Genomic DNA, 22,402 nt, shown 5'->3' with positions numbered 1-22,402 from the left:
AACGGGCTTTACGCCCCGTAACGATTATGCCGCCAGACGCGACATGGACGTTGGTTTGTGACGTGCGGGAATGCGTCGAATCGATTCAGTAGCTCCCTGGCAACAGAATGCGGCGGTCGACCTGTCCGATCTGGGTGTGGCCGCAGAAGGCCATCGTCACGTCGAGCTCCTTGTGCAGGATCTGCAGGGCCCTGGTGACCCCGGCTTCGCCCATGGCGCCCAGGCCGTAGGCCATCGCGCGGCCGATCATCGTGCCCCGGGCGCCCAGAGCCCAGGCCTTGAGCACGTCCTGACCGCTGCGAATGCCGCCGTCCATCCAGACCTCGATCCGGTCGCCCACCGCGGCCACGATGGCGGGCAGGGCGCTGATGCTGGACGGCGCACCATCGAGCTGGCGTCCGCCGTGGTTGCTGACCACGATGGCATCCGCGCCGCTGCGGGCCGCGAGCTCGGCGTCTTCCACGTCCATGATGCCCTTGAGGATGAGCTTGCCGCCCCATTGTTCCTTCACCCAGGCCACATCGTTCCAGTTCAGGCGCGGGTCGAATTGCTCGTTGGTCCAGGCGGACAGCGAGGCCATGTCGCTGACGCCCTTGACGTGGCCGACCAGGTTGCGAAAGGTATGGCGCTTGGTGCCCATCATGCCCAGGCACCAGCGGGGCTTGCTCAGCATGTTCAACGCGTTGCCCAGCGTCGGAACGACCGAGGCGCGCATCTTGTTCTTCAGGTCCTTGTGGCGTTGGCCGATGACCTGCAGGTCCAGCGTGAGCACCAGGGCGCTGCATTTCGCGGCCTTGCAGCGGTCGATCATGCGCACCATGGCTTCGCGGTCGCGCATCATGTAGAGCTGGAACCAGAAAGGCGCGCTGGTGTTTTCGGCGACGTCCTCGATCGAGCAGATGCTCATGGTCGACAGCGTGAACGGAATGCCGAACTTCTCGGCCGCGCGCGCGGCGTGGATCTCGCCGTCGGCGTGCTGCATGCCGGTCAAGCCCACCGGGGCGATGCACACCGGCATCTTCACGTCCACCCCCACCATCCTGGTGGCCGTGCTGCGGTTCTCCATGTTCACCGCCACGCGCTGGCGCAGCTTGATCCTCTGGAAGTCCGAGGTGTTGGCGCGGTAGGTGCTCTCCGTCCACGAGCCGGAATCGGCGTAGTCGTAGAACATGCGCGGCACGCGTTTCTTGGCGAGGATGCGCAGGTCTTCGATGTTGGTGATCACGGGCACGGGCGGTCTCCTGGAACTTCTGGGCTGGGGAACTGCGGGGATGCTAACCAATTGCACACCGCGCCGGTTTGAATAAATTTGAGGCCGCGCGGAATTACTTTCAGCCGAAACGCGCGAGCATGAAGTCGATGAAGCGGCTCAGCTTGGGCACCGGCACGCGGTCGCGCGGATAGACGAGATGCATGGGCATCGGTGCGGGCAGGTGCTCGGCCAGCAGCGGCACCAGGCGGCCGGCGGCCACGTCCTCGGCCAGCAGCACCGAAGGCTGCATCACGATGCCGAAACCATGCAGGGCCGCCACGCGCAGCGCCTGGCCGTTGTTCGACAGCAGGCGGCTCGCCGGCAACGACTTGACCAGCTGGTCGTCGCGGTCGAGCAGCCAGCCGCCGCTTTTCGGCCAGTGCGCAAAGCCCAGGCATTCGTGATCCAGCAATTCGGTCGGGGCCTTTGGCGTGCCGCGGCGGGCCAGGTATTCGGGCGAGGCGCAGATTTGCATGCGGTAAGGCCGAAGGACCCGCGCCACCAGCCCCGAATCGGCCAGCGTGCCGACGCGCACCGCCACGTCGTAGCCTTCGTCGACCAGGTCGATCACGCGGTCGTTCAGCGTGAGCTCGGCCTGCACCTCGGGATAAAGCGTGAGGAATTCGGTGAGCGCCGGGGTCAGCATCACGCTGCCGAAAGACACGGGTGCGTTGATGCGCAGCTTGCCGCGCGGCGCCAGGCGCAGCGCGTCGGTGCCGGCTTCGGCCTGCCGCACCTGTTCCAAAATCTGGCGGCACTGCGCGTAATAGAGCTGGCCGATTTCCGTGAGGCTTTGCCGCCGCGTCGTCCGCACCAGGAGCCGCGCACCCACGCGCTGCTCCAGATGGCGGATGTGTTTACCGACCATCGGCTGCGAAAGCGCAAAGGCTTCGGCCGCCGCTGTGAGGCTGCCCTTGTCGACGACTGCGACGAACACTTCCATGCTCAGCAAACTGTCCATCGATTGAAAACCATTGGTTATGAATGATGGAAATGATACGGGCTTTATCCATGCATCGGTTATTCCGACAATATCTTCACCCAAGCCAACGGCTTGCCTTCAACCTCAAGGACACACCATGAAGATTCTCATCATCGGCGCCACCGGCACCATCGGCCAGGCCGTCATCGGCGCCCTTTCCCCGCGCCACGACATCGTTGCCGCCAGCCGCAGCAGCGCCGGCTTTCCCGTGGACATCACTCGCCACGACAGCGTGCAGGCGCTCTTCGAACGGGTCGGCCGTGTGGACGCGATCGTCTCCACGGCGGGCGGCCTGCATTTCGGCCCGCTGTCCACCATGACGGCGGCGCAGTTCAACGTCGGGTTGCAGGACAAGCTGCTCGGCCAGGTGGACCTGGCGCTCACTGGCCAGCATTTCCTCAACGACGGCGGCTCGATCACCTTGACCAGCGGCATCGTGGCCGAGGAGCCGATCGCCAGCGGCGCCAACGCGAGCGCGGTGAACGCGGCGCTCGACGGCTTCGTGCGCGGCGCGGCTGTGGAGCTGGCGCGTGGCATCCGCATCAACGTGGTCAGCCCCAACGTGCTGCAGGAATCGATGGGCGTGTACGGCCCGTTTTTCCCGGGCTTCGAGGCCGTGCCCGCCAGCCGGGTGGCGCTGGCCTACGTGCGCAGCGTGGAAGGCGTCCAGACCGGGCGGGTCTACAAGGTCTGGTGAGTGGTCCTGAGCAGCATCAACGGGCTGCGCGCACGTCCGCCGGCCGCGCGCCGGTAGCCAAGCCCGCGCCGCGCACCTCGAACCGGATTTCGTCGAGCAGCGCGCCGCGGGCGTCCATCAGTTGCAACGTGTGCCGGCCGGGCCAGGGCAGCCAGCGCAGCTCCGCGCCACGTGCCAGCGGCTTACCATCCAGGCGCCAGCGCTGGTCCGGCCCGGCGGCGGTGAAACGCAGGCGCTGGTGCTGCGGCGGGATGTCGGGATCGAGCGCGATGATGGTGCCGGCCACGGGCGAGGTGATGCGCGGCGTCGCCAGGGTGGCCTGTCCAGGCTGGGGCGCCGTCTCGCCGTCCGCATCGGTGGCGACCACCGCCTGCTGCGTGCCCTCGAGGAACCACTCGTCGCGACTCGCCTCGCGCTGGTCGCCGAACTGCACGGCCTGCCGCACCAGGCCTGCCGGTGGCGCCGGTGCGCGGCTGGGCAGCTTCTGGTGCAACTGCTGCATGAGGGCCGCCCAGACCGGTGCCGCGCCGCTGGTGCCGCTCACGTCCCACATCGGCGCGCCGGCGGCGTTGCCGACCCACACGCCGACCGTGTAGCGCTGCGACCAGCCGATGGCCCAGTTGTCGCGCATGTCCTTGCTGGTGCCGGTCTTCACCGCACTCCAGAAGCGCGTGCCGAGCACGCTGTCGGCGCCGAAGGTCAGGGCGCGTGCGTTGGCGTCGGACAGGATGTCGCCGACGATGAAGGCCGCGCGGCTGTCGATGGCCTGCGTGCTTTCGGGCTTGGCCTTGTTACCGGCGGCGGTGGCCGGCACCACCCGCGTGGGCCCGAAGCGCCCGCCGTTGGCCAGTGTGCGGTAGGCGTTGGTCAGGTTCAGCAGCGAGACCTCGGCGCTGCCGAGCGCCAGGCTGTAGCCGTAGTAGTCGCCGCTTTCCTTGAGCGGCAGGCCCGCGGCCTGGAGCTGGCGCTGGAATGCGTCGGGCGACACCATCACCAGCGTGCGCACCGCGGGCACGTTGAGGGATGAGGCCAGCGCCGTCCGTACCGACACCCAGCCTTTGAAGTGCCGGTCGTAGTTCTGCGGGATGTACAGGCCGCTGGCGGTGGCGATCTGCGCCTCGGAGTCCTCCAGCAGCGAGGCCGCGGTGAGGCGCTGCTCCGCAATCGCCTGCGCATACAGGAAGGGCTTGAGTGTCGAACCCGGCTGGCGCAGTGCCTGCACGCCATCGACCTCGGCCGCCGCGCTGAGTTCGCCGGACGATCCCACCCAGGCCATCACCTCGCCGCTGGCGTTGTCGAGCACCACCACCGCGCCGTCCTCGACGTGGCGGCCCTGCAGTTCGCGCAGCTGCTGGCGCAGTGTTTCCACCGCCAGCCGCTGCAGCGGCGCGTGCAGCGTGGTGCGCACGGCCAGCGGCGGCCGACTGCCGGGGTTTGTCGGATCGGCGCGCAGCAGCTGGCGCGCGAGATGCGGCGCGATGCCGTCGCCGGCGTTGAGGGTGCGCTGCTGCACGACGGTGCTGGCGAACAGGTCCAGCCCGGCGCAGCTCACCGGCGCAGACGCGTGGGGCGTGCCCGGGTCGGCCTGCATCACACGCAGCACCTCGCAGGCGCGCCGCGCGATCAGCGCCGGCTTGGCGTTGGGCCCGCGCACCATGGCGGCGGCGATGGCCGCCTCGCGTTCGTCCAGGCCGTGCGCGGCCTTGCCGAACAGGCTGCGGCTCAGCGCGTCGATGCCGACGATCTCGCCGCGCAGCGGCACCAGGTTGAGATAGGCCTCGAGCATCTGGTCCTTGCGCCAGCGGGCTTCGAGCTCGCGTGCGGCCAGGGTCTGGCCGATCTTCTGCGCCATGCTGCGCCCGCCGGGGCCCATGTGCAGCTCGCTGTCGAGCAGGCCGGCGAGCTGCATGGTAATGGTGGAAGCACCCCGCGTCTTGCGGTTCCACAGGTTGCCCCAGGCCGCGGACGACACGGCGCGCCAGTCGACGCCGCTGTGTTCGTAGAAGCGCTTGTCCTCGCTGAGCAGGATCGCGTGCCGCAGCGCCGGCGACACATCGCCCAGCGCCAGCCACTGGCCGCGGCGCACGCTGCTGTCGGTGCGCAGCCGCTGCAACACCTCGCCGTTGCGGTCGAGCAGCAGGCTGTCGCTGGGGCGGAAGTCGCGGCGTACCTCCTCGAAGCTCGGCAGGGCTTGGGCGCCGGTCGCCAGCATGGCTGCGACCATGAACGCGACGACCCTGGGCCGCACAACCGCCCTGTGCCTCATTCCGTCATTCCTTCTCTTGCCCCGGCACCACGCTCACGTCCTGGCCCCAGGCCAGCGCCGAACGGCACCAGATGCGGGTCTGCGGCGGCAGCTGGGCGCGCTCGGCCAGGGTGCCCACGCGCAAGGTGTAGGTCGGCGGGTCTTCCGCCACGGCGGAGGCGAAGACGGCCGCGCCGCAATTCGGGCAGAACGCGTGGGCACGCTGGTTGCCGCTGTCGCCGGTCTTGATGTAGATGCTGGGCAGTCCGGCCAGCAACCTGAAACCGGCTTTCGGCGCGGGCACGGAAACGCGGAAAGCCGAGCCGCTGAGCACCTGGCAATCGGTGCAATTGCACAGCTTGACCTTCGCCGGATCGACTTCCGCCTCGAAACGGATCTGGCCGCAATGGCAGGCGCCGTGGACATGCATGAAGGTCTCCTTGGTCGGTCGGTGTGGTGGTGATGCGCAGGAGCGCGGATGTTACTGCGTGCCCGCGGCCCCGCTGGCGTCGGTTGTCGGTTCGATCTTCGCGCCCTTTTCGAGCAGCAGTTCGCGCAGCACCGAGCGGTGGCAATGCGCCTCGTCTTCGCAGTAGCAGCCGACCGAGAAATGGCTGCGCGCCGACAGCGCCGCCAGCAGCTCGATCGTGCGGCTGTTCTCGGGCTTCGCCATCTCCGCACGGTACTTCTTCGTGAACGCCGCCCAGGCGGCGGGCGTGTCGGCCTGCTGGCCGAGCTTCATGGTTTCCGCGCTCGGGGCGAGATTCGGGTACCAGACGTCATACCAGTTCTGCGTGGCGAATTCCGTTTTCGGAACGCCGCGCGGCGGGCGCCGCACGGTGCCGATGCGGGTGCCCTCGAGGGCGCTGCGGGCGGTGCCCAGTCTCACGATGCGAATGCCCATGGCTTGTCTCCTCCTTCCGAAAACTACTTGCCGGCCACCACCTTGACCCGCGCATTCGGCGTCTCGCCGAACATCTCGGGCGCGTACATGGCCTCGACCCGGCTCGGTGGCAAGGCAAAGCTGCCGACGTTGTTCAGGCGCACGGTGTATTCCATCTTCAGCACGCCCTTGGGCACGTATTCGTAATAGCTGCGGAAGGCCTCGAAGCTGCGCTCCTCGAAGGCGGGCCAGCCGCCGCCGCTCTTTTTCTCGCCGCTGGTGGCGATCTGCGAATCGCGTCCCAGGCCGGAGCCGAGGATGGTTGCACCGCCCGGGATCGGGTCGGTGATCACGACCCAGGTCATGTCGGCGGAGGCGTTGACTTCGATGGCCACACGCAGCACGTCGCCACGCGTGTAAACGCCGGGCACGGCCTGCTCCACCGGCGTGATGGTTTTCTTGAGCTGGTAGCCCGCGGCGAACGGCGCCTTGAGTTCGATCGCGGCCACCGACTGCAGCGTGAGCCAGGGCTTGCCCGTGCCCTGCTGCGTGACGGTGAGGGTTTCCTTCGCATCGGTCCACGGCAGGAACATGCCGTTGTTGCGCAGGTTGCCGGGCGAAGCCGGTGCGCCGAACCAGGTCGTGACGTTGGGCGCACCCGCGGCATCCGTTGTCTTCACGCGGTCCACCTTGCTCCAGTCGACGCTCGCCGTGGCGGCGGCCAGCGAGGCCCGGGTGATGCCGGCCACCGGCGTGGCTTCGAACTTCGCCGAGAACTTCTCCAGTGCCAGCCCGCCCCAGAGGTTGGCCGTGGTGGTGTGCCAGGCGCCGCCCTGCTGCCGGCCGATGAAGCCGCTGGCCAGCCGGCCCATGTCGTCCTTCCAGGCCGGGTCATCCATCACGGCCAGCATCAGGCGTGCGGTGTTGACGTCACCGTTGGCCATGAGCCACCACCAGTAGTCGTCGCGTTCGGTGCTGAAGATGAGTTTCGTGCCCTGGAACGACAGCCGCGCGCGCAGCACCTGGCGCGCTTCGGCCAGGCGCGTCTCACGCTGCGGCACGTCGGTGACGCGCTGCAGGATGTCGATCCAGTCGATCACGGCACTGGTGGGCCACTGGTTCGGCGCGATGGTGATGCTGCCGAGCATGCGGCCCTGGGCGGCACCGTAGCGCGACAAGGCCTCCAGCGCTGCGAGCTTGCGCACGTCCAGGTCCTTGCGCGGGCTCCAGAAGTCGCGCTGGATGCGCCCCTCGACAAACGCCACCAGGCCGCGCTGCATGGCCGCACGCGCCTCGTCGGGCAGGGCGAATTCCGGGTGCAGGCCGGCCGCCTCGTGGCTGGCGGCGAGGAGGTAGGCGGTGAGCGTGTCGCTGCCGCGGTTGGCCTCGCCGTCGCGCGGCGGGAAGTAGTTGGCCAAGCCATCACCGTCGAGGTAGGTGGGCAGCTGCGCCACCACGCCCTGCCACATCTTCGCGTCGCGCAGGCCGATGGCCTTGCTGGTCTTCTGCTCCAGGCAGGCGAACGGGTAGTTGGCGAACCAGTCGCGCACGCCGGGCAGGCCTTCGGCGAGCTTGGGCACGAGCGACATCTTCAAGCCACCCCTTTTCACACCGTTCTCGGGCAGGGCGTCTGCCGGGCGCGCCACGTCCAGCGTGTAGCTGCCGTCGACCTGCACAAGCGTCGCCTGCTGCACGGTCAGCGGTACGGCGGGGATGATGCGCTGACGCGCCTTCAGGCCGTCGCGCGCACCACTCTCGCCACCGAGCGTGTCCCGGGCTTCGATCTCCCACAGGATGGCCTCGGCGCGGGTCTGCGCGAGCTGGGCGGGGGCGGTCACGTTCCAGGCCACTTCGCGCGCCTCGCCGGCAGGGATGTCGATGGTCTGCGGCTCCAGGGTCAGCAGGGTCGCGCGTGGCGAGGCCAGCACCTTCATGGCTTTCTGCGTGGTGTTGCGCAGCGTGATCTGCGCGCGAAACTCGTCGCCCTCGCGCACCAGCGGCGGCAGGCCGCTGATGATCTGCAGGTCCTGCGTGGTCTGCACGCTGGTCTGGCCGGTGCCGAACAGGCCGGTGGCGGCGTCGGCCACGGCGACGATCTTGAAAGTGGTGAGCGCATCGTTCATCGGCACCGTCACCACGGCCTGGCCCTGCGCGTCGAGCACGAGTTTCGGGTTCCACAGCAGCAGCGTGTCGAGCAGCTCGCGCGTACTGCCGCGACCACCGCCGCCGCCGGCGGGCACGGCCTTGCGGCCGAAATGCCGGCGGCCGATGATCTCCATCTGCGCGGTCGAGGTCTGCACGCCCCAGGCGCGGCGCTGCAGCATGGCTTCGAGCAGGTTCCAGCTGGTGTTGGGCATCAGCTCGAGCAAGGCCTGGTCCACGGCGGCCAGCGCGACTTCTGCGCCCGCGGCAGGTTGGCCATTGGGCAGCTTGGCGCTGATGGTGACACGCGCCTGCCCGCGCACCGGGTAACTCGCCTTGTCGGCGGTGACCTTCAAGTCGAGCTGGTGCGCCTTGGTGCCCACGCGGATCTCGGCCAGGCCGAGGCGGAACGCGGGCTTGCTCAAGTCGACCAGGGCCGTCGGCGCCACGTATTCGCGGCCCTCGTACCAGAAGGCCGTCCACCATTCGCGCGGCGCCTTGAAGCCCCAGGTGAAGAAGCTGTACCACGGCACCTCGCGCAGCCGGCCGCGCAGCGCCAGCACGCTCACATACACGTTCGGGCCCCATGAGTCCTGCACCTTGAGGCTGATGGTCGGGTCCTGGCCATTGAGTTGCACCACCTGGGTCTCGATGATGCCCTCGCGCTCCACCGCCACGAGGGCCGTGGCGAAGCGGAACGGCATGCGCACCTGGAACCGGGCCGTCTCGCCGGGCTGGTAACTCTTCTTCTCGGCCAGCAGGTCCATGCGGTCGTGGTTCTCGCCGCCGAACCACAGCTCGCCCTGGCGCGTCACGTAGACCGAACTCGCGGCCTGGCTGCTGTTGCCCGCGCCATCCTTGGCGGTGGCGACCAGTTCCACCTCGCCGGCCACGCTCACCGGCGTCTCGCACAGCAGCAGGCCGCGCGCGTCGCTCTTGCCGCTGCAGACCTGGCCGAGCGACTTCACTGTCGTCTGGTTGTCGTAGGTGTAGAAGCCGCCGACCATGCGTTTGCGCGTGGTGGTGACGGTGCGCGCCACGGCCTGGACCTCGATCGGCACGCCGGCCTGCGGCTTGCCGTTCAGGTCGAGCGCCAGGGCCTGGAAGCGCACCTGCTGGCTCGATCCGCCCGAGAGGCTGACCCAGCCTTCGGTCTTGATGCCGGCCACCACGCCAGCCGGCCACAGGGTGGATGTGCTGCGGATGGTCTGCACCTCGCCGTTCGGGTCGGCGTAGGTGGCTTCGAGCAGCAGCTCCTTGGGGCGCTTGGCCAGCAGGTCGGCCGGCAACTGGTCGATCGTCACCTTGCCCGCGCCGCTGCGGTCCAGGTTCAGCGGCAGCTTGTCGGCCACCACGCGTGGGCTGTCGGCGGCGCTGCTGTCTTCCTCGCCTTCGCTGCTCGTCGATTGCGCGCCGCGCGGCGGCGAGAAGCTGAAGGCGTCGTAGTCGGCGAAGCTCGGGTACTTGTTGCGCACCAGCGCCGACACGCGCACCGGCAGGTTGGCCGCGCCGCCGCCGGCCACGTAGTTGATCTGCACACTGGTGGGCACGGCCTTGACGTTGACGAGCGCCTCTTTCTGCGTCGGCGCGATGCGGCCTTCGAGCACGGGCAGGCGGAATTCCTCGACGCGGAACTGGCCGGTCGAGAAGCTGCGGCCGTCGGCTTCGGCCAGGGTGACGTCGTAGGCGCCGAGCTTGGCCGCGGGCGGCACCTGGAAAGTGCTCTCCGCGCTGAGCCCGCCGGTGCCGGTGCGGCGCCAGGTCAGGGCTTGCGTGAATTGCTGGCCGCTGCCCACGTGCGTGATCTGCAGCGTGGCGGGCTGCTGTGTCGGCAGCGCGAACCCGTTCTTCACTTCGGTGCGGATCAGGTGCTTCATCGACACCGTTTCGCCTGCGCGCAACAGCATGCGGTCGAAAATGGTGTGGGCGCGTTCATCGGGCACGGGCTCGCGGCTGGTCGGCACGTTGAAGCGCCAGGGTTCGATGCCCTGGCTCCAGTCGCTCCAGGTGAAGGCCAGATCTTCGATGCCCTTGCTGTCCTTGGCGCGGGCGCTCACGAAGTAGGCACCACCGTAGCCTCCTTCTTCATCGTCGTTGTCCGCGCCGTTGCAGTTCTGCGGCTCGGACGACAGGCCGGGCAGCTCGGCGATGCCTTGCGCATTGGTGCGCGCGTTCACCAGCGGCTTGCCGCGGCAATCCGACACCTGCACCACGGCGTTTGCCACCGGCTGGCCCTTGTCCAGCGTGGTGACCCAGGCCAGCGCGTTCTCGCGGCCGAGCTTGAAGTGCACGCCGAGGTTGGTGACCAGGGTGGAGGTGCGCACGACCATGGTCCGGTCCGGGCCGTGGTTCTCGTCGAGCAAGGACTGGCCGAGCCGCTTGGAGCTGATCTCCAGCACGTGGAAACCCGGCGTGAGCGGAATGCCGACCACCTCGAACGGCCGTGGGTCACTGCTGGCCGGCTGCGGCAGGTTCAGCGTCTTCACGTTCGCCCGGCCGGCCAGCAGCGATACCATGCGCGACTGCACCCAATCCTTCTGGTCCGCATCGATCACCTTGGGCAACGGGCCCTTGACGTCCTTCGCGGCCTGGCTGCGCGCGATCTGGAAGCGGTCGTAACGCTGCACCATGCGGTACCAGCCGATGATGTCGGCGTCGCTGCGCGGCTGCAGATCGGCCACCTGGCCGGCCGGCGACTCTGATGCATTCAACCCGCGGATCGGCAAGGCGGCTTCAACGTTGCGCAGCGTCACCGGCATCATCGGTGGCCCATCGGGCTCGGCGAAACGCTCCACGACGCCGAACGGCGCGGCGGCGAACTTGGCCAGCGGCGGCATCGCGCCGGTGCTGAACTTCATCGGGAAATTGGCCGCGTTGTTCAGTGGCCGGTCCGAAGCGTCCTTGAAGGCCGCGGGCAGTTCCAGCGTGTACGGCGTGGACTCGGCCAGCGGCGGGTTGAAGGTCACGTCGTTGACCGTGCCCTCGGCGTCCGCATCCTCGGCGAACGTCGGTTTGACTTCACCCTTGCCCGACTTGAGGCGGATGCCCTCGGCCAGCTTGCGCGGCACCGGCGCGTTGAAGTTCAGCGTGACCGGCCGGATCGGCAGGCAGCCGGACTGCGCGTTTTCGCGCTCGCAGGTGAAGCTGGCGGTGAATTGTTCGCGCACCTGGAAGTTGAAGCGCTTTTCCACCGTGTTGGCGATGCCCGACGGCGTGGCCACGCCCCGGCCATAGACCAGTTGCACCTTGGCCGCAGGCGTGAGCCGGCGGTTGCAGGCCAGCGTGGCGTAGCGCAGCGGCTCGCGTGCGGCGGCCTTTTCCAGGCCCTGCGCCTTGAGCAGCGCCGCGCGGTCCGCCCCTTCGATGGACCGCACGGGCACGCGTTCGCCCAGGCCGTCCACCGCGCACCAGGTGTTGGCCAGCAGGCTAGCCGTGGTGGCCGCGCCGTTGAGCTGCAGCGTGAAGAACTGCTGCTCGTCGATGGTGCTGCCGCTGTAGGGCCGGGTGTTCTGCACGAACGGGCCGCCGGTATTGAATTGATAGCTGGCCTTGCCCGCCAGCTCTGCGCCGGAGGGCGATTTGATGCCCGTCTTGCGCGACACGGTGCAGCGCACGCCGGGCGGCAGGTCGCTGTCGAAATCGAACACCCATTCGCGCTCGCTGGTCCAGCGGCCGGTGCCGCGGCTGGCTTCGGCGTCGCTGCAGCTCAAGGCCAGCGGTGCGGCGGCCTTCGGGTCGCCGAAGTTGACGGCGGCTTCATCGAACTTGGCGACCAGTTGGCGCACACGCGCCACTTCGCCCTGGGGCGACAGGCTGGTGATCTGCAGCGCCGAGGCGCCGGTGGCGGCGAACAGGACGCTGGCTGCCGATGCCAGGAAGAGAAAAGGGCGGAAATGACGACGCAAGCGGGGCTCCCAGTTGGCCGTCGAGCGTAGCCGATTTTGGATGTGTTCCGACCGGGCAGCGGTCGCCCCGAAATGGTTGGAACTTTGGCCGCCGCGGGGAGCCAAATGCGGGGGGAGGCCCGGCCGCGGACGACGTTCGTCTGGCGTAGGACGCACCGCAAGAGTCCGCAGGATGTTGTCCTGCACCGATGAGTCCTGGGGCTGTCTAGCATCCGGTTTGGCGTTGCGGGGCTGCCGCCAGCCGCGTCGTACTGCCGATCCTCAAACCATGGAGACCCTGCACGTGCCCCGTTCTTCCGGTTCGACCCGCCGCTGGGAAATCGACGCGCTGCGTGGCCTCATGCTGGTGCTGATGACCTTCACGCACCTGCCGACGCGGCTGTCGTCGCCCATGGGCCAGCCCTTCGGCTATGTTTCCGCCGCCGAAGGCTTCGTGCTGCTGTCGGCGTATGTCACCGGCATGGTCTACAGCCGGCTGGCGCAAAAGCAGGGCATCGCGGCGATGCGCAAGGCCTTTCTGCGCCGGGCCGCCAAGGTGTATTTCTGCCAGGCCGCGAGCCTGCTGGTGCTGTTCACCGTGATCGCGGCGGTCGGCATGAAGGTCGACCACGCGCCGGTGCGTGAAATCATTTCCTTCTACCTGCGCGAGCCGATCACGGCGCTGCTGAGTGGCCTGGCCCTGGTGTACGAGCCGCCGCTGCTCGACATCCTGCCGATGTACGTGGTGTTCATGCTGGTGAGTCCGCTGGTGCTGGGTTTTGCGCTGCGCAGCGGCTGGGGCCGGGTGATCGGGGCGAGCCTGCTGCTGTGGGTGCTCGCGCAGTTCGACTTCGGCCGCTGGCTGCATGGGCAGATGGTGGTGTTCACCGGCCTGCCCGTGAGTTATGTACAGACCGGACCTTTCGTCACCTTCGCCTGGCAGTTCCTGTGGGTGCTCGGGCTGTGGATGGGGTCCCACACCAGCGACAAGGCCGCGGGCACATGGCTCTTTCCGGGCTGGGCCGTGGTGGTGGCGGCTGTCTACGCGGCGGCGTGTCTGGTATGGCGGCACTGGTTCGGCCAGATTCCGTTTGCGCCCGGCTTCTGGGCCAACGACGCCTTCGACAAATGGCATCTGGCGCCTTTCCGCCTCATCAACCTGTTCGCGCTGATGGTGCTGGCCATGCATTTTGCCGACTGGCTGCGGCGTCATGCGCCCCGTTCACGCATCCTGGAGACCATGGGCTCGGCCTCACTCACGGTGTTCTGCACCCACTTGCTGATGGTGTTCCTGGTGCTGGCCTGGTGGGGCGATTCGGCCCAGGCCCGGCCGGTCTGGGGCGACATCGCGCTACTCGCCGCGGTGTTCGCCGGCCTGTACGGCGTGGCCGCCATCGTCGCGTGGCTGGAGAATTCGCCGGCTCGATGGGTGCCGGCGCATGAGCGGCATCCGGATTCCGGCGACACTGCGCCCGAACTCCCGCCGCCGCTCGAAGGTGCGCTGCTTACCGAGCGGCTGCAACTTGCGCCGGGGGTGGCGCAGCCGACGCGTCAGCGGCGGTGGCTGCGTTCGTGACCAGATAGGGCGTGATCAGCGATTTCCACAGCGCGTAGCCGGTCTCGTTGAGATGCAACAGGTCGGCCTGGAACAGTTCCGGCCGCGTCTCGCCGCTGGCGGTGAGCATCGGCGTGTGGATGTCGATGTACTTCGCGTTCGACAGCGTCTTCACATAGCCACCGATCAGCGCATTGGTCTCGTTGATGCGCTCCTTCAGCGCCACGCGGGCCGGGCTCGGCTTGATCGAGATGTAGGTGATCTGCGCCGAAGGCAATTCGCTGCGCACGGCGCTCACGAAGTGCTGGAAGCTCTCGAGCACCTGCTGCGGCGTGCGGCCCTCGGCGAGGTCGTTGTCGCCCGCATAGACCATCACCTGGCGCGGCTGGTACTGGATGACGAGTTCGCGCACGTAATGGTCGCAGTCGGCCAGCGTCGAGCCGCCAAAGCCGCGGTTGATCACCACCGGCACCTGGCGGAAGTCTTCGGACATGCTGCGCCACATGCGGATGGTCGAGCTGCCGACAAACAACACGCCGTCGCGGCCGGGGGGATGCGCGCGGTCGGCCGAGGCGAAATCGCTGAGGCTGGTCTGCCAGCGCAGCGCGTTGTGGGCCGTGGTCTGTGCCTTGGCCGTTGGCAGGCTCATCCAGCCGGCGGCCACCATGGCGCAGCCGACGAGCCAGGGGCGCGCGAAAGCCAGCGTGCGGCGGCGGGCGAACGGCGGCACGGTGGCGATCTCGCCAGCTTCGGTATGAACGGTGACGGGTCTGGAAATGAGGCGGCGACGGTGCATGTGGGCGCTTTCTTTCGGATGGGACAGCCGCATTGGAACGCGGTTCGTCGAAAAGTTCCCCCATTGGGCGCCCATGCGGGCCGAAGTTGGGGCTCCATTTCGGCCTATTCTGTGTCGGAATTTCCCCCGTACGGCCTATTTCCGATCAACGGGCGGGGCCATGCACGCACCGGCACGACCGAACACCAGCAACGACGCGGCCTCCGCACGGATGAGCGGAGGCCGCGTGTCAAGGGGATCGGAGCGGGATATCAGCCCAACCGCACCGGCACGAAGATCTTGTCCCCGCCGCGCTGGATCAGCAGCGCCACCGATTTGTCGGACTTCGCCACCGCCGCGCGCACCTGCTCGACACTCTTCACCGGCGTGCCGTTCACGGCCAGCAGCACGTCGCCCTGGGCCACGCCCGCGTTTGCGGCAGCGCCGGCTGCTTCCTCGATCAGCAGGCCCGAAGGCAGGCCGGCCGAACGCAGTTCGTCGGGTTCGAGCTGGCGCAGCGCCAAGCCGAGCTTGCCCTTCTGCGCGCCTTCGTCCGAGTTGGCCACCTTGGTCGCCTTGTCGTTCAGGCTGCCGAGCTTGGCCTCGATCTGCACCGGGCCGCCCTTGCGCCAGACGTCGAGCTTCACGGTCTCACCCGGCGTGGACAGGCTGATCGCCGAAGGCAGGTCGCCCGAGGACACGATGGCCTGGCCGTTCACCTTGCGGATCACGTCGCCCGGCTCCAGGCCAGCCTTGGCGGCCGGGCCGTTCTTGTCCACTGCGGAGACCAGCGCACCTTCTGGCTTGTCGAGCTTGAAGGAATCGGCCAGCGTCTGGTTCACCTCCTGCACCGCCACGCCCAGGCGCGCATGCTCGACCTTGCCGTGGGCCACGATCTGGTCCTTGATCTTGCTGGCCAGGTCGATCGGGATGGCGAACGACACACCCTGGTAGCCGCCGGTGCGGCTGTAGATCTGCGAGTTGATGCCCACCACCTCGCCACGCGTGTTGAACAGCGGCCCGCCCGAGTTGCCCGGATTCACCGCCACGTCGGTCTGGATGAAGGACACCGAGCTGTCGTCGGGCAGCGAACGGTTCTTGGCGCTGACCACGCCGGCCGTGACCGTGTTCTCGAAGCCGAACGGCGAGCCGATGGCCAGCACCCATTCGCCCACGCGCAGGTCGCTGACCTTGCCGATGTTGACCACCGGCAGGTTCTTCGCGTCGATCTTCAGCACGGCGATGTCGGTCTTCGGGTCGGAACCGAGCACCTTGGCCTGGTATTCGCGGCGGTCGGTGAGCTTGACCGTGACCTCCTTCGCGCCACGCACCACATGGGCGTTGGTGAGGATGGTGCCGTCGGCGCCTACGATGAAGCCGGAGCCCTGGCCGCGCACCATCTGGGGTGGCGCGTTGCGTTGGGCGCGGCCCGGCTGCTGGCCTTGCTGACCCTGGAAGCGCTTGAAGAATTCGAAGAACGGATCGTTGCCGAACGGGTCTTCCTGGCCGCCTTGCTGCTGCGCGATTTCGGCCTTGTCCTCGTCGCTGGCCACGCTGGTCACGCTGATGTTGACCACGGCCGGCCCGTATTGCGCGGTGATCTGCGAAAAATCGGGCAATGCCATCGGCACGCCGGCGACGGCCGGCGCCGTGGCCACCACTGGCGCGGCGGCATGGGCCATGCCGGTCTGGACCAGGCCGACGCCGGCGCCGCCAATGGCGCCCGCGGCCACGAGAGCCAGAACGAGTTTGGTGCTTTTGAGTGAAACGTTGCTCATGGACGGGTCCTCGGAAAGGGTTTGGAATGCATGAATGATGCGGACCCAGACTTAGACGAGACTTAAACCACGCTCCTATACTGGCCGCCACAAATCCCGAGCCATTCGGGAGCCCCGCCCATGAACCTTCGCCAACTGCAGTACTTCGCGCGCATCGTCGAAACCGGCAACATCACGCGTGCGGCCGAGCAATTGTTCGTGGCCCAGCCAGCGCTCGGGCTGCAGATCCGCCAGCTCGAGCAGGCGCTGGGCGTGAGCCTGTTGAGCCGGCATTCGCGCGGCGTGTCGCCCACGCGCGCGGGCCAGGTGTTGTACGAACGGGCCTGCGAGATCCTGCGCCTCGTGGACGAAACCGAGCGCCAGGTCACGGCCGCGGGCCGGCTCGAGCGCGAAGGCATCGTGCTCGGCCTGACCAACGGCTTCAGCAACCTCGTCGGCCGCCGCCTGGTGCTGCAGGCACGCCGTGACCTGCCGGCGGTGAACCTCAGCCTGGTGGAGGAACGCAGCCTGCTGCTGGTGGACGCACTGGAGCGGCACGAGATCGACATCGCGCTGGCCTACGAGGTCCACGAGCGGCCCGGCCTCTTGCGCGTGCCACTGGTGGAGGAGGAACTGCTGTTCGTGTCGCAGGGCGACGGAAAAGCCTCTGGCGTACTGGATGCGCCGATCGAGTTCTCCGATCTCGCGGCCCGTGCCTTGGTGCTGCCGGGCCAGCGCGACGGCGTGCGTCAACAGGTGCTGACCACGGCCAAGCGCCTGGCGCTGAACCTGAACGTGACCATCGACGTGTCTTCGATCTCGATGATGAAGAACCTCGTGGCCCACGGCGACGCCGCGGCGGTGATGCCGTATGGCAACGCGATCGAGGACATCGAGCGCGGCCGTCTGGCCGGGCGGCGCATCGTGAACCCGGCGCTCAAGCGCACGCTGTACCTGGTGCGCTCGCTGCGGCGCGCCCATTTCAAGTACGAGGAAGAATTGCTCGAACTGCTGGCCGCCGTGTGCGAGGCTTTCGCCGCCCAGCTCGGTCCGCTGGCGCGCCGGCTCGAGGCGTTGGACCAACCGATCTCCAGGACGCTGGAAACGCTGAAGCACGGCGCGGCTGCGCCCTGACGGCCACGCGCCGAACGCGGGATAACCCTGGGTTTTCGGCCCCAGCCACAACAAAAAACTTGGGACAGGCAGACACCGACGGTTTTGGACTTGGCGGGTTCGATTCGTTTTAATTCAGACGTGCCCAAGCCGCACGAACCTGAATGAAACGGAGACAAAAAATGACGATGCCAAGCTGGAGCCGCCGCGACCTGTTGCGCGGTGCCGCCGCCACCACGGCGGGCCTGGCGCTGCCCTGGATGGGCCATGCGCAGGACTATCCGAGCCGTCCGGTGAAGCTCAACGTGGGCTTCTCCGCGGGTGGCCTGACCGACGTGCTGGCGCGGCTCACCGCCACCAGCCTCGGCGAGAAGCTGGGCCAGCCGGTCGTCATCGAAAACAAGACAGGGGCCGCCGGCAACCTGGCCACCGAATTCGTGGCCAAGGCGCCGGCCGACGGCTACAACCTGCTGTTCTCGTCGGTGGGGCAGATTGTCGTCTCGCCGCACACCTACAGCGACATGCGCGTGAACCCGCAGACCGACCTCACGCACATCTCGATGATCGGCGAGGGCGACCTGATCCTCACCGTGAACAGCCAGGTGCCGGCCAACACCATCCAGGAGTTCATCGCGCTGCTGAAGAAGAGCCCGAACACCATGTTCTTCGGCGACTCCGGGGCGGGCGGCAACCTGCACCTGTACATGGAGTATTTCAACCTGCTGGCCGGCGTGAAGATGACCGGCGTGCACTACCGCGGCACGGCGCAGCTCATGCCCGACTTCATTGCCAACCATGTGCAGATGAGTCTGAATGCCTATCCCGCGATCGAGGCCTACATCCAGCAGGGCAAGCTCAAGCCGCTGATGGTGATCGGCAAACAGCGTGAACCCAAGCTGCCGGATGTACCGACCTGTACCGAAGCGGGGCTGCAGCCGCTGGAGGTCTGCACCAACTGGTTCGGCCTGCACGGCCCGAAGAACCTGCCCGAGCCGATCCGCCAGAAGCTGCGCGGCGCCCTGGTCGAGGCGCTGAAGCTCGATGCCTTCAAGGCGGGGCTCGCCACGCAGTCGATCCGTCCGGTGGGCGATACCGGGGCGGCGTTCACGGCGCGCATCGCTGCCGACTACGAGGCTTTCGCCAAGGTGGCCCGCACCGCAAAGATCCAGGTTGGCTGAGCCGGCGACACACCGAACAAAGGACATCCAGTGAACCCAGACAACACAGAAGGCCGCGGCCGGCTGGCCGTGGTGATTGGCGGCGGCAACGGCATCGGCGCGGCGACCTGTACGCTGCTGCATGCGCGCGGCTGGCGCGTGGCGGTGGCCGACCTCGATCTCGGCGCGGCCGAAGCGATGGCGGTCCGGTGTGCGGGCCACGCGGTCCGGATGGACGTGCTCGATGCGCAGTCCATCGCCGGTGGCGCGGCGGCCATCGAAGCCGCGCACGGACCGATCTACGCCATGGTGAATTCAGCGGCCATCTTCCAGCCGCAGATGGCGCCCGAGCTGCTGCCGCTCGACACCTGGGATCGCATCGTGCAGTCGGGCTACCGCGGCACCTACGTGAGCAATGTGGAATTCGGCCGGCGCATGGCGGCGCAGGGCGGCGGCGCCATCGTCAACATCTCGTCGATGGTGGGCCAGCGCCCGAACCACGGACACGCCTACTACTCGGCCAAGGCCGCGGTGAACATGCTCACCGAGGGCATGGCCGGCGAATGGGGGCGCAGCGGCGTGCGCGTGAATGCGGTGAGCCCCGGTTTCGTGGCCGTGCCGCGCATGGTGGCCAACATCGCCGAGGGTAAGCGGTACGCGGTGTCGCCGGTGGAAGTGAGCGCGCTGGGCCGGCTGGTCGAGCCCGCCGAGGTGGCCGAGTCGATCGCCTTCCTGCTGTCGGACAAGGCCTCCGCCATCACCGGTGCGAACCTCGTCATCGATGCCGGCGTTCTCGCCACGAACGGCTGGGTGGTGCATGGCGGCGTGCCACCGGCCCGGCCGCGCACGGATACCGCAACGGCGAGGACCGCGCCATGAAGCAGCCCACCATCTCCCGCCGCGGCCTCATCAAGGCGGGCACGGTTGCAGCTGCCAGCGTGGCGCTGCCGCTCGCCGGCTGGGCGCAGGCCTATCCGGGCAAGACCATCCGGCTCATCGTCGGCTTCGCGCCCGGCGGGCTCACCGATGCGTTGCCGCGCCTGTTGACCAACCCGCTGGCCGAACGCCTGGGCCAGCCCGTCATCATCGAGAACAAAGCCGGTGCGGCCGGCAACATCGCCACCGCCTATGTCGCGGGCGCGCCGCCGGACGGCCACACCTTGCTGGCCTCGGGCGTGGGCCAGATCGTGGTGCTGCCACACACCTCCAACCTCGCGGTGAATCCGCTGACCGACCTGGTGCACATCTCGATGATGGGCGAGGGTGACCAGATCCTCAACATCAGCTCGGAGGTGCCGGCGAAGAACCTGGCCGAATTCATCGCGCTGGCGAAGCAGAAGCCGGCCGCGATGTTCTACGGCGACGCCGGTGCTGGCGGCAACCAGCACCTGTACCTCGAATACTTCCGCATCCTGGCCGGCATCGAGCTGCAGGGTGTGCACTACCGCGGCGGCGGCCCGCTGATGCCCGACCTGCTGGCCAACCGCGTGCAGATCAGCCTCAACGCGCCGCCGGTGGTCGAGCCCTACATCGCGCAGGGCAAGCTGCGGCCCTTGCTGATCGTCGGCAAGAAACGCAACCCGAAGATGCCCGACATACCCACGGCAGCGGAAGCCGGCTTCGCGCCCCTGGAGGCGTGCAGCAACTGGTTCGGCCTGCATGCGCCCAGGGGCACGCCTGACGCCATCGTCCAGAAGGTGAACGCGGCGCTGGTCGACAGCCTCAAGACCGACGTCGTCAAGGCCGGCCTGGCCAACCTCGCGGTGCAGGGCATCGGCGACACGCCGCAGGCCTTCGGCGCCCGCATCGCGCGCGACCATGCACTGTTCGGCAAGGTGGCGAAAGACGCCAACATCAAGGCGGAGGCATGATGGGCCGGCCCCAAAGCGGTGTGTCGCGCCGCAGCATGATCCGTGTGCTCGGCAGCGCCGGCGTGGCTGGCCTGGTCTGGCCGGTGGCTCTGCGGGCCCAGCCGAGCTACCCGAACCGTCCGATCAAGTTCGTCGTCGGGTTTGCGGCCGGGGGCCTGGCCGACGCCATGCCACGCCTGGTCGCGCCGCGCATGAGCGAAACGCTGGGTCAACAGGTGGTGATCGAGAACCGTACCGGTGCGGCCGGCAACCTGGCTACCACCTTCGTGGCCAAGGCGCCGCCGGACGGCTACACCATCCTGGCCACTTCGGTGGGCCAGATCGTGGTGTCGCCGCACACCTCGAACCTGCCGGTGAATCCACTCACCGACCTGCGCCACATCGGCATGATCGGCGAGGGCGACCAGATCCTCAACATCAATGCCGCCGTGCCGGCACAGAACATCGCCGAGTTCGTGGCGCTGGCCAAGAAAAGCCCCGGCAGCATGTTCTACGGCGACGCCGGGGCGGGCGGCAGCCTGCACCTGTACATGGAATATTTCAAGCTGCTGGCCGGCATCGACCTGCAGCCGGTGCACTACCGCGGCACGAGCCAGCTGATGCCCGACTACCTGTCGAACCGCGTGCAGATGGGGCTGAACGGCTACCCCGCCATCGAGGCGTACATCGCCCAGGGCAAGCTCCGGCCGTTGATGCTGGTGGGCCGGCAACGCGACCCGCGCCTGCCCAATGTGTCGACCGCGGCCGAGGCCGGCTACCAGCCGATGGAGGCTTGCAGCAACTGGTTCGGCCTGCATGCGCCCAGGGGCACGCCCGACGCCATCGTGCAGCGCCTGAACGAGGCGCTTGTCGATGCGCTCAGGACCGAGGCCGTGAAGGCCGGCATGGCCGCCAATGCAATCCGTCCGGTGGGCGACACGCCCGAGGCGTTCACCGCGCGCATCGCCGCCGACCACGAGGCCTTCGGCAAGGTCGCCCGCACCGCGAAGATCCAGGCCGAATGAAAAATCCAACCACATGTTTCGTTCCGGTGGCGGCGCTGCAGTCCTACGTGGTCGCGGTGTTCGTGGCCGCCGGCCTGGTGGAGGCCGATGCGGTGACGATGGCCGACAGCCTGGTTGCGGCCGATCTGCGCGGCACGCATTCGCATGGCGTGATCCGTCTGCCGTTTCTCGTCGAACGCCTGCGCCAGGGCGGCGCGAATCTGCGGCCCCAGATCCGCGTCGTGCAGGACGCGCCGGCCACCGCGCTGCTCGACGGCGACCGTGCCTTGGGGGCCGTCACCGCCACCGCTGCCATGCGCCTGGCGGTGGAAAAGGCCCGCACGCAAGGCGTGGGCTTCGTGACCGCGCGCAACAGCGACTTCATCGGCACCTGTGCGCACTACGCGATGATGGCGCTGCCGCACGACATGGTCGGCCTGGCCTGGACCAATGGCTTTCCCGGCATGGCGCCGGCGGGCGGCCGCAGCAACACGATTGGCAACAACCCGATCGCCTTCGCCGCGCCGAGCCTGAGCCACGGCCCGGTCGTGCTCGACATGGCGCTGAGCGTGGCGGCCGGCGGGCGGATCCGGCTGGCCGCGAAGAACGGCGAGAAGATTCCGCACGATTGGCTCGTCGACAGCGAAGGCCTGCCCACCGACGACCCGGCGGCGCTGACGTCCGGCGGCGCCTTGTTGCCGCTCGGCTACAAGGGTTACGGCTTGGCGGTGTTCGGCGAGATCCTGTGCGGCGCGCTCACCGGCTCGCGCATCCTGGGCGAGATCCCCGCGTGGTTCCGCGCCACCGACCAGGCCATCGGCAACGGCCACATCCACATGGCCGTCGATATCCGCCGCTTCGTGGAACCCGAGGCCTTCAAGCAGCGTGTCGACACGATGGTGTCGATGCTCAAGGCCACGCCGCTGATGCCCGGGGCGCGCGAAATCCTCATGCCCGGCGAACGCGCCTGGCGCACCGAACAGGCCCAGCGGGCCAGCGGCATCGCCGTGCCCGAGCCCGTCGCCGCGGACCTGCGGCAACTGGCGGCGCTGCTGCGCGTCGACGTGCCGTCCAGCCTGTCCATCCATCCCTCCTGAACCGACCCT

16 protein-coding genes are annotated in these 22,402 nt (G+C 68.2%); 8 read left to right on the top strand and 8 right to left on the bottom strand.

Annotation, left to right across the window (positions count from 1 at the left end; all coding sequences use genetic code 11):
• Window positions 1-85: 85 nt before the first annotated feature.
• Together RD110_RS19590 and RD110_RS19585 are read right to left on the bottom strand one after the other, a co-directional pair.
• Window positions 86-1,231, bottom strand: a complete 1,146-nt coding sequence (locus RD110_RS19590; protein ID WP_076201283.1) for an alpha-hydroxy acid oxidase — start codon at window positions 1,229-1,231, stop codon at window positions 86-88.
• A 100-nt stretch (window positions 1,232-1,331) separates the two neighbouring features.
• Entirely contained in the window at window positions 1,332-2,213 is an 882-nt protein-coding gene (locus RD110_RS19585) for a LysR family transcriptional regulator (RefSeq protein WP_076201281.1), read from the bottom strand.
• A gap of 118 nt (window positions 2,214-2,331) precedes the next feature.
• Between RD110_RS19585 and RD110_RS19580 the strand changes: the two genes are divergently transcribed.
• On the top strand, window positions 2,332-2,931 hold the full coding sequence (locus RD110_RS19580; protein WP_076201279.1) for a short chain dehydrogenase: 600 nt from the start codon (window positions 2,332-2,334) through the stop codon (window positions 2,929-2,931).
• 16 nt (window positions 2,932-2,947) lie between these two features.
• Here RD110_RS19580 and pbpC read toward each other — a convergent pair whose 3' ends face one another.
• Genes pbpC through RD110_RS19560 form a run of 4 tightly spaced genes read right to left on the bottom strand, consistent with a single transcriptional unit; the run spans window position 2,948 to window position 12,106 of the window.
• Entirely contained in the window at window positions 2,948-5,197 is a 2,250-nt protein-coding gene (pbpC, locus tag RD110_RS19575) for a penicillin-binding protein 1C (protein ID WP_076201277.1), read from the bottom strand.
• Between the two features lie 4 nt (window positions 5,198-5,201).
• Window positions 5,202-5,606: a GFA family protein gene (locus RD110_RS19570; protein ID WP_076201275.1), complete on the bottom strand. Its 405-nt coding sequence runs from the start codon at window positions 5,604-5,606 to the stop codon at window positions 5,202-5,204.
• A 51-nt stretch (window positions 5,607-5,657) separates the two neighbouring features.
• A complete protein-coding gene (locus tag RD110_RS19565; protein WP_076201273.1) occupies window positions 5,658-6,080 on the bottom strand; it encodes a DUF488 domain-containing protein in 423 nt (140 codons plus the stop codon).
• A gap of 23 nt (window positions 6,081-6,103) precedes the next feature.
• Window positions 6,104-12,106, bottom strand: a complete 6,003-nt coding sequence (locus RD110_RS19560) for an Ig-like domain-containing alpha-2-macroglobulin family protein (protein WP_076201271.1) — start codon at window positions 12,104-12,106, stop codon at window positions 6,104-6,106.
• Window positions 12,107-12,389: 283 nt separating this feature from the next.
• Here RD110_RS19560 and opgC point away from each other — a divergent pair, with 283 nt between their 5' ends.
• Entirely contained in the window at window positions 12,390-13,661 is a 1,272-nt protein-coding gene (opgC, locus tag RD110_RS19555) for an OpgC domain-containing protein (protein ID WP_239467075.1), read from the top strand.
• Here opgC and RD110_RS19550 read toward each other — a convergent pair.
• Together RD110_RS19550 and RD110_RS19545 are read right to left on the bottom strand one after the other, a co-directional pair.
• Window positions 13,591-14,436 carry an SGNH/GDSL hydrolase family protein gene (locus RD110_RS19550; RefSeq protein WP_239467074.1) on the bottom strand — a complete coding sequence of 282 codons (846 nt, stop codon included), beginning with the start codon at window positions 14,434-14,436 and terminating at the stop codon, window positions 13,591-13,593. The two genes, opgC and RD110_RS19550, sit on opposite strands and share 71 nt — an antisense overlap.
• A 251-nt stretch (window positions 14,437-14,687) precedes the next feature.
• Window positions 14,688-16,193, bottom strand: a complete 1,506-nt coding sequence (locus RD110_RS19545) for a Do family serine endopeptidase (RefSeq protein WP_076201267.1) — start codon at window positions 16,191-16,193, stop codon at window positions 14,688-14,690.
• Between the two features lie 120 nt (window positions 16,194-16,313).
• On the opposite strand from RD110_RS19545, the gene RD110_RS19540 reads away from it, so the two are divergent.
• From RD110_RS19540 to RD110_RS19515, 6 genes are all read left to right on the top strand, one after another.
• Window positions 16,314-17,306 carry a LysR family transcriptional regulator gene (locus tag RD110_RS19540; protein WP_076201265.1) on the top strand — a complete coding sequence of 331 codons (993 nt, stop codon included), beginning with the start codon at window positions 16,314-16,316 and terminating at the stop codon, window positions 17,304-17,306.
• A gap of 161 nt (window positions 17,307-17,467) precedes the next feature.
• A complete protein-coding gene (locus RD110_RS19535) occupies window positions 17,468-18,463 on the top strand; it encodes a Bug family tripartite tricarboxylate transporter substrate binding protein (protein ID WP_157900254.1) in 996 nt (331 codons plus the stop codon).
• 30 nt (window positions 18,464-18,493) lie between these two features.
• Entirely contained in the window at window positions 18,494-19,321 is an 828-nt protein-coding gene (locus tag RD110_RS19530) for an SDR family NAD(P)-dependent oxidoreductase (protein ID WP_076201263.1), read from the top strand.
• The gene (locus tag RD110_RS19525) at window positions 19,318-20,313 is read left to right on the top strand and encodes a Bug family tripartite tricarboxylate transporter substrate binding protein (protein WP_076201261.1); all 996 of its coding nucleotides are present in this window, start codon (window positions 19,318-19,320) and stop codon (window positions 20,311-20,313) included. The genes RD110_RS19530 and RD110_RS19525 overlap by 4 nt, the downstream gene beginning before the upstream one ends.
• On the top strand, window positions 20,313-21,317 hold the full coding sequence (locus tag RD110_RS19520) for a Bug family tripartite tricarboxylate transporter substrate binding protein (RefSeq protein ID WP_239467073.1): 1,005 nt from the start codon (window positions 20,313-20,315) through the stop codon (window positions 21,315-21,317). The genes RD110_RS19525 and RD110_RS19520 overlap by 1 nt, the downstream gene beginning before the upstream one ends.
• Window positions 21,314-22,393, top strand: coding sequence for an Ldh family oxidoreductase (locus RD110_RS19515; RefSeq protein WP_076201260.1), 1,080 nt, complete (start codon window positions 21,314-21,316; stop codon window positions 22,391-22,393). Before RD110_RS19520 ends, RD110_RS19515 begins: the two co-directional genes overlap by 4 nt.
• Window positions 22,394-22,402: the final 9 nt, after the last annotated feature.

This window comes from Rhodoferax koreense (genome assembly GCF_001955695.1).
Lineage (GTDB): Bacteria > Pseudomonadota > Gammaproteobacteria > Burkholderiales > Burkholderiaceae_C > Rhodoferax_B > Rhodoferax_B koreensis.
The sequence above is the reverse complement of the archived record's forward strand: the minus strand, read 5'-3'. Positions and strand labels throughout refer to the sequence as shown.